Below are 6,706 nucleotides of genomic sequence, written 5' to 3' on the forward strand. Positions count from 1 at the left end.
TTTTTAGTAAAGTGGGAAGGCATCAGTCAGTGTTTTAACTTCTTGACGAACTTCTTCCAAAACAGCTTCATTTTCAGCATTCTCAAGAGCTTTGATAATCAAGTTTGCTACTTGACGGCTCTCTTCAACACCGAAACCACGTGCTGTGATGGCAGCTGTTCCAAGACGAATGCCTGATGTTTTGAATGGTGACAAGGTTTCAAATGGAATTGAATTTTTATTGAGGGTAATGTGAACAGAATCCAAAAGATTTTGCGCTACTTTACCATCTTCAACAACTTTTGTCACATCGACCAAGAAGAGGTGGTTTTCAGAGCCACCTGAAACGACACGCAATTTATCGTGAGCATTGAAGACCTCGACCATTGCTTGACAGTTATCAATAATCGCTTGAGCATAATCTTTCCAAGCTGGGTCAAGATTTTCCTTGAATCCAACAGCTTTAGCAGCAATCACGTGTTCAAGAGGTCCACCTTGGAGACCAGGGAAGACGGCTGAATTGATTTTTTTAGCCAAGTCTTCATCATTAGTCAAGACCAAACCACCACGAGGGCCACGAAGTGTCTTGTGAGTTGTAGTCGTTGTAATGTCGGCGTATGGAACTGGATTTGGATGCAAACCAGCTGCAACTAGACCAGCAATATGAGCCATATCAACCATCAATTTAGCACCAACAGCGTCAGCGATTTCACGGAATTTCGCAAAATCAATGATATGTGAGTAGGCTGAAGCACCTGTCACAATCAATTTAGGTTGAACTTCCTTAGCCTGAGCCAAGATTTGGTCATAGTCAAGCAATTCAGTTTCTGGGTCAACATTGTAGGCCACAAAGTTATAAGTCTTTCCAGAAAAGCTTACTGGAGACCCGTGAGTCAAGTGACCACCAGCTGCAAGGTCAAGACCCATAACGGTATCACCATGCTCAATCAAAGCCATGTATGCTGCAGCATTGGCTTGACTTCCTGAGTGTGGCTGAACATTGGCAAATTTAGCACCGAAAAGTTCTTTAGCGCGCTCAATAGCAAGGCTTTCAACGACATCGACACATTCTGTACCACCGTAGTAACGTTTGCCTGGGTAACCTTCTGCATACTTGTTGGTCAAAAGAGTTCCTTGGGCAGCCATGACAGCCTTAGAAACTGTATTTTCAGAGGCAATCAATTCAATATTGTTCTGCTGACGCTCTTCTTCTTTTGAAATAGCATCCCAAAGTTCTTGGTCATAAGCTTTGTAGTCTTCTTTATCAAAAATCATAGTAAACTCCTTTTGTTGAGAGGGGGCGACTTAACGCCACTGTTAAGGTTAATTGTTTAGGTTACTAATATAATAGACTTGGGAAATAAGTTTTCTGACTTTGTCTATTAATAAAATTGAAGTTGGGGAACTGCTTCTAAGAGATCTTCTTTAGTCACACTTCCTTGACGCAAGATTTTCGCCTTGTCAGACGATAAATCTAAAATAGTTGAATCGATTCCAAGCAGGGCTTGGTCATCTTGAAAGCCAGAAACCTGACTGTCAAAGGCTTGGACTATCTCGTTGAATACCTTACCGCTATTCGTGCCAGAAAGATTGGCCGACGGTCCAATAAGGGGGCCAGTTTTTTTAATAATTTCCAAGGTCACTGGGTGGTTGGGAATACGAAAACCGACTGTTTTCAAGCCCGAATTGATCCAGCTTGGAACCTCTTGATTAGCTTCTAGAATGATGGTCAAAGGACCAGGCAGAAAGGCTTTGAAAAGCGCTTCAAGATAGTCAGGTTGATGTTGTGAAAAGCGATAGATATCCTCAAGACTAGCAACGTTTAAATTCATTGCCTTGTCTTTGGGTCTCTTTTTAAGGCTATAAACACCTTCAACCGCTTCTTCATCCAAGGCTTTGGCAAAGATACCATAGACCGTTTCGGTCGGCATGATAACTGCTCCGCCTTTTTCTAATACTTCTACTAACTTATCCATGACTAATCACGACCATTCTATCCTTGCCCCACAAATCTTTGACGATCCTTACCGTCATTTCAGGCAGATGCTTTTCAGCCAAAGCCCTAATCCCGTCTGCTTGCTTATAACCAATTTCAAAGTAGATTTTACCATCAGCTTTGAGGTGGGCTTTAGCATTTTCTAGAATTTTTCGGTAAATAGCAAAGCCATCTTCGTCCGCAAAAAGCGCCAAGTGAGGCTCAGATGTCAGAACATTTAAACCGACTTCTTCCTTGTCATCATAGGAGATATAGGGAGGGTTTGAAACGATAATATCAAACTGTCCATCAATGCTATCAAAAACATCTGATTGGCAAAAGGCTAGATCTAGCTGATTTGCCTTGGCGTTTTGCTGGGCTAGGTTCAAAGCATCAGAAGAGAGATCAGAAGCTAGCACCTGCCAGCTAGGCTGTGCTTTGGCAAGAGAAAGTGCAATGGCACCACTTCCTGTACCTATGTCTAAAACAGTCAAGTCAGCTCTGCTATTTTCCTGAAGAATCATATCAACCAACTCCTCAGTCTCAGGGCGTGGAATGAGAACGCGCTCATCAACTGCCAACTCCAAATCCCTAAAATAGGCCTTTCCTGTAATGTACTGGGCAGGCTTATGGGCGGCCAGCTGTTCAAAGAGTGACTCCAGTAAATCCTGATCTTCTTGAGAGGCTTCCTGACCTAAATGCAGGACAAAGTCCGTCTGGCTCCAGTCCTTGACTTCCTTAAAAACATAGGAGAGAGCTTGTCCCTCTTCTCCTCGTTTTTCTAATTCTTCCTCATAGTGAGAAAAAAGGTAGCCGTAGCGCATTATTGGTTAAGTTTTTCCAATTTTTGTGTTTGATCGTAAAGGACAAGCGCATCAACAACCTCATCCATTTTACCTGAAAGAATAGTATCAAGTTTTTGGAGAGTAAGGCCGATACGGTGATCAGTCACACGGTTTTGTGGGAAGTTATAAGTACGAATACGTTCGGAACGGTCACCTGTACCGATAGTTGACTTACGCTCTGCATCTTGCTCATCTTGAGCGATTTGAGCAAAGTGGTCAGCAACACGGGCACGGATAATTTTCATAGCCTTGTCACGGTTTTTCTGTTGCGTACGTTCTTCCTGCATTTCAACCTTAATACCTGTTGGAATGTGGACCATACGTACGGCTGTGGCAACCTTATTGACGTTCTGTCCACCAGCACCTGATGCGTGGTAGATATCGACACGAAGGTCTTTTTGGTCGATTTCATATTCGACTTCTTCTACTTCTGGCATGATAAGGACAGTGGCTGTAGATGTGTGAACACGGCCTTGGCTTTCAGTCACAGGGACACGTTGTACACGGTGGGCACCTGATTCATACTTGAGTTTAGAATAGACAGATTGACCTGAAACCATAGCAACGACTTCCTTGATACCACCGACACCATTATATGAAGCTTCCATAACTTCAAATTTCCAACCTTGGCTTTCAGCATACTTTTGGTACATGGTTAGAAGGTCACCTGCAAAGAGGGCTGCTTCATCACCACCAGCAGCACCACGGATTTCAAGGATGATATTTTTATCATCGTTTGGATCTTTTGGAAGAAGGAGAATTTTGAGTTTTTCTTCATATTCTTCCTTGGCTGCCTTAGATTCTTTGAGCTCCATCTTAGCCATTTCTTCCAACTCAGCATCTCCTGCTGCGTCTTTAATCATCTCTTCTGCGTCAGCGATGTTTTGGATAATAGCCTTGTATTCACGGTAAGTTGTCACTGTTTCACGAGTATTAGCTTCTTCACGTGACAATTCCATAAAACGTTTGGTGTCAGAAACGACATCTGGGTCACTGAGCAATTCGCCCAGCTCCTCATAACGGTCTTCAACTGCTTGTAATTGATCGTAGATATTCATAATAAGTATTGTGGGTCTTATGCGGACAAAATCAAAAAACATTGTCCCTAGCCCATATTTAGTTCCTTTCTTATAGATATAAAGGTTGATTTATTTAATAAAACTATCTCAATTCAACTAGATTTCTGGATTGAAATAATGGTTACGGCAAACAGAGATATAGGACTCGTGTCCACCAATCTGAATCTGCTCGCCATCATAGACTGGTTTGCCGTCTTTGACACGAAGTACCATAGTTGCTTTTTTGGCACAGTATTGACAAATGGTCTTGATTTCATCGATTTTATCAGCTAAAAGTAAGAGATATTTTGAACCCTCAAAAAGTTCATTTCTAAAATCATTTTTCAAACCAAATGCCATAACAGGAATGCCAAGTTCATCAACCACACGAGCCAAATCATAAACATTCGCACGTGTCAAAAACTGAGCTTCATCAACCAGGACACAGTAAGGTTTTTCAGCAAGGCCATTAACATAGCCAAAGATATCCGTTTCATCGGCGATAGGAAACGCTTCGCGACGCATACCGATACGACTAGAAATATAACCAACCTGGTCACGATTATCGAGTGCGCTAGTCATTAAAAGAACGGGTTTCCCCTGCTCCTCGTAGTTATAGGCAACCTTAAGAATTTCGATGGATTTCCCAGAATTCATGGTCCCATAACGATAGTATAATTGTGCCATAATAGCCACCAATCTAATAAAAACTTATTCTCATATTTTACCATAAAAAGTAAACTTTGGCGATATTGTTCAAAACAATGATAATGCAATTTTTTTGAAAAGGAAATTTAGACTTTTTGGATATTATAACTATGTGAATTTTTAGAATTCACATAGTTTGATTGTTTTAATATTAAAAAACATTGACATTTCTACAATAATTATTTAGAATTCACTTAGGAGGAGTTAATATGAAAGAATTTTTATCGTTTATGAGTTTGAGAATAATATTTTTTTTACTAGATTTTATCGTCTTATGTAAAATTCTAACTTCAAAAGTTGACAATGAATCAAAAATTATTCTTGTAATAATCTTTATGCTTAGTATAGCTTTTCTCTTGGGTACATTTGTTGTTAGAAAGTATAAATTTACCTCTACAGTAAGATTTTGGTCAAAAATGTTACTTCTTCTTTATACATTTTTGGTTATTTTATCGCATTTTATTACAATAGTTTTCTTTTCAGTTTTTATAACTAACAATGAGTTTATGGTGCTTATATTAGTTCTTCTAGCTGTTATAGATATGTATAGAGTTCTCCTGGGTAATATAATATATTATCTTATTCTATTTATTTTTATTGTTTCTCAAACTAGTTTTGGGGGTTCTATTATTAATTGGACGGTAATCACTCTAATTATAACAACTGTACTTTTACCCTTATTTGAAAAAGATCTTATTAAATTGTATAGCAAAGTCAATCAAGTTAGTATCAAAGAAATAGACTGTGATATAGAGTATGATTTAAAGGAAAAGAAAATACAGTTTCTTCTTGCTTTAGTACCACTTTATTTTGGATTGAAAATTTTTGATATTTTAAAAGATATTATTTTTATTAATAGTTCTTTTGAGAAAACAGCAAATGAATTTTCTTATTTTCTTATAGTTGAAAATTTTATGAAATTATTTACTGTTATGTTACTATTAAGCTTATATTATGCTTGTTTTGATTTGATTTTTAGCAAAATTCTTAGTGTTATTTTTGGTAAAGCATTGATAAAACCAACCGAGAAAAGAAAACAAAAACCAAAATATTTACAAATGAAAAAAATAAAATATTTACAAATGTAGATAGCCTCGCAAAGAGGTTAAATGGTGAAAATTATATCACAGGTAAGAGATTCCTTGGTATTTTAGATTTTACTTTAGTTTTCTTTTTTTTAATTCTATTCTTACTTTCTATTATTGGAGGAATTCACTTAACATTTCAAAATACTAAAGATACTTATGAAGGTGAATATTATAAAATTAATTTCAATAACAAAAAAGAAATACAATCATATGATGGAAATACTAGCAATAGATTTAAGATAACAATAAATTCTGACTCTGTTGTTCAAATTTTCTTAGATAAGAAGAAAGATTTTGAATTCAATGGAAAAAAATTTAAATTAAATTTAGCTAATCAAAAAATTACCGATGAGCAAAATGTCATAGAAGGTAAATATCTTGGAAATGGATTACTTTATTTAGATGATGGGACTGGAAAAACTTACTATCAAAAAAAATAATTTAAGGCACTAGCCCCCACAAATGAGACACAAGAAAAAACACTTCTGTTGAAATCTAGTAAACTAGAAACAGGAGTGTTTTGTTATGGTCAAAAAAGCCTATTCATTAGAAACTAAGTTAGCCTGTATCGAAATGAAAAAGGCAGGTAAGTCTAACAAGGTCATTATGGAGACCTTAGGTATCAAAAATGTGAGTCAGGTAAAAACCTGGTGGCGGTGGTACGAGAATGATGAACTGCACCGTTTTTACCAACCTGTGGGGAAACAGTATACCTACGGTAAAGGGTTGGAACAGTTATCTGAAGTGGAACAATTATGCCTGCAGGTAGAACTCTTAAAAAAGTATCGGAGCTTGATAAGAAAATCGATAAAATGAGTCTTATCAAGCTGGTGGAAGACTATAAAAGCATTTACCCGGTGACTGTCATTCTAGACTGCTTCGGTGTTAAGCGTTCAACTTTCTATCGTTGGAAGTCAGAAAGTGAGAAGCCTAAAAAAAGAGACCATGTCATCGAGACAATCGAGAAACTCTGTATGGAAAACCATTTTATTTACGGATATCGCACCATCACTCGTTTGCTCAAGAAAATTCATGGTCTGGCTATCAATCACA

Annotated in this window: 7 protein-coding genes and 1 pseudogene; 3 read left to right on the forward strand and 5 right to left on the reverse strand. The window is 37.6% G+C overall.

All coding sequences use genetic code 11. The features are described from left to right. Positions 1–3: 3 nt before the first annotated feature. From glyA to JOC28_RS01535, 5 genes are all read right to left on the reverse strand, one after another. Positions 4–1,254, reverse strand: coding sequence for a serine hydroxymethyltransferase (gene glyA / locus JOC28_RS01515; RefSeq protein ID WP_205008882.1), 1,251 nt, complete (start codon positions 1,252–1,254; stop codon positions 4–6). A 107-nt stretch (positions 1,255–1,361) separates the two neighbouring features. After that, positions 1,362–1,955: an L-threonylcarbamoyladenylate synthase gene (locus JOC28_RS01520; protein WP_205008883.1), complete on the reverse strand. Its 594-nt coding sequence runs from the start codon at positions 1,953–1,955 to the stop codon at positions 1,362–1,364. After that, the gene (prmC, locus tag JOC28_RS01525; protein ID WP_205008884.1) at positions 1,948–2,778 is read right to left on the reverse strand and encodes a peptide chain release factor N(5)-glutamine methyltransferase; all 831 of its coding nucleotides are present in this window, start codon (positions 2,776–2,778) and stop codon (positions 1,948–1,950) included. Before prmC ends, JOC28_RS01520 begins: the two co-directional genes overlap by 8 nt. Beyond that, positions 2,778–3,857 (reverse strand): peptide chain release factor 1, encoded by a 1,080-nt coding sequence (gene prfA, locus JOC28_RS01530; protein ID WP_205008885.1) that lies wholly within the window; start codon positions 3,855–3,857, stop codon positions 2,778–2,780. The genes prmC and prfA overlap by 1 nt, the downstream gene beginning before the upstream one ends. Before the next feature lie 117 nt (positions 3,858–3,974). Further along, a complete protein-coding gene (locus JOC28_RS01535; RefSeq protein ID WP_205008886.1) occupies positions 3,975–4,544 on the reverse strand; it encodes a thymidine kinase in 570 nt (189 codons plus the stop codon). A gap of 230 nt (positions 4,545–4,774) precedes the next feature. Here JOC28_RS01535 and JOC28_RS01540 point away from each other — a divergent pair, with 230 nt between their 5' ends. The 3 genes and pseudogenes from JOC28_RS01540 to JOC28_RS10660 form a co-directional block, all read left to right on the forward strand. Beyond that, positions 4,775–5,653, forward strand: a complete 879-nt coding sequence (locus tag JOC28_RS01540; protein WP_205008887.1) for a hypothetical protein — start codon at positions 4,775–4,777, stop codon at positions 5,651–5,653. A 525-nt stretch (positions 5,654–6,178) separates the two neighbouring features. Next, a pseudogene (locus JOC28_RS01545) lies at positions 6,179–6,433 on the forward strand (helix-turn-helix domain-containing protein); the annotation flags it as partial. Continuing rightward, a partial coding sequence (locus tag JOC28_RS10660; RefSeq protein ID WP_239548773.1) for a hypothetical protein occupies positions 6,409–6,706 on the forward strand: 298 nt, incomplete at its 3' end. The pseudogene JOC28_RS01545 and the gene JOC28_RS10660, both read left to right, overlap by 25 nt.

The organism is Streptococcus loxodontisalivarius (assembly GCF_016908645.1).
In the GTDB taxonomy this organism is placed as follows: Bacteria; Bacillota; Bacilli; order Lactobacillales; family Streptococcaceae; genus Streptococcus; species Streptococcus loxodontisalivarius.

Coding starts and splice junctions, on each gene's coding strand:
- JOC28_RS01520 (WP_205008883.1), bottom strand. CDS start 1,955: ATGGATAAGTTAGTAGAAGTATTAGAAAAAGGCGGAGCAGTTATCATG.
- JOC28_RS01540 (WP_205008887.1), top strand. CDS start 4,775: ATGAAAGAATTTTTATCGTTTATGAGTTTGAGAATAATATTTTTTTTA.
- prfA (WP_205008885.1), bottom strand. CDS start 3,857: ATGAATATCTACGATCAATTACAAGCAGTTGAAGACCGTTATGAGGAG.
- glyA (WP_205008882.1), bottom strand. CDS start 1,254: ATGATTTTTGATAAAGAAGACTACAAAGCTTATGACCAAGAACTTTGG.
- prmC (WP_205008884.1), bottom strand. CDS start 2,778: ATGCGCTACGGCTACCTTTTTTCTCACTATGAGGAAGAATTAGAAAAA.
- JOC28_RS01535 (WP_205008886.1), bottom strand. CDS start 4,544: ATGGCACAATTATACTATCGTTATGGGACCATGAATTCTGGGAAATCC.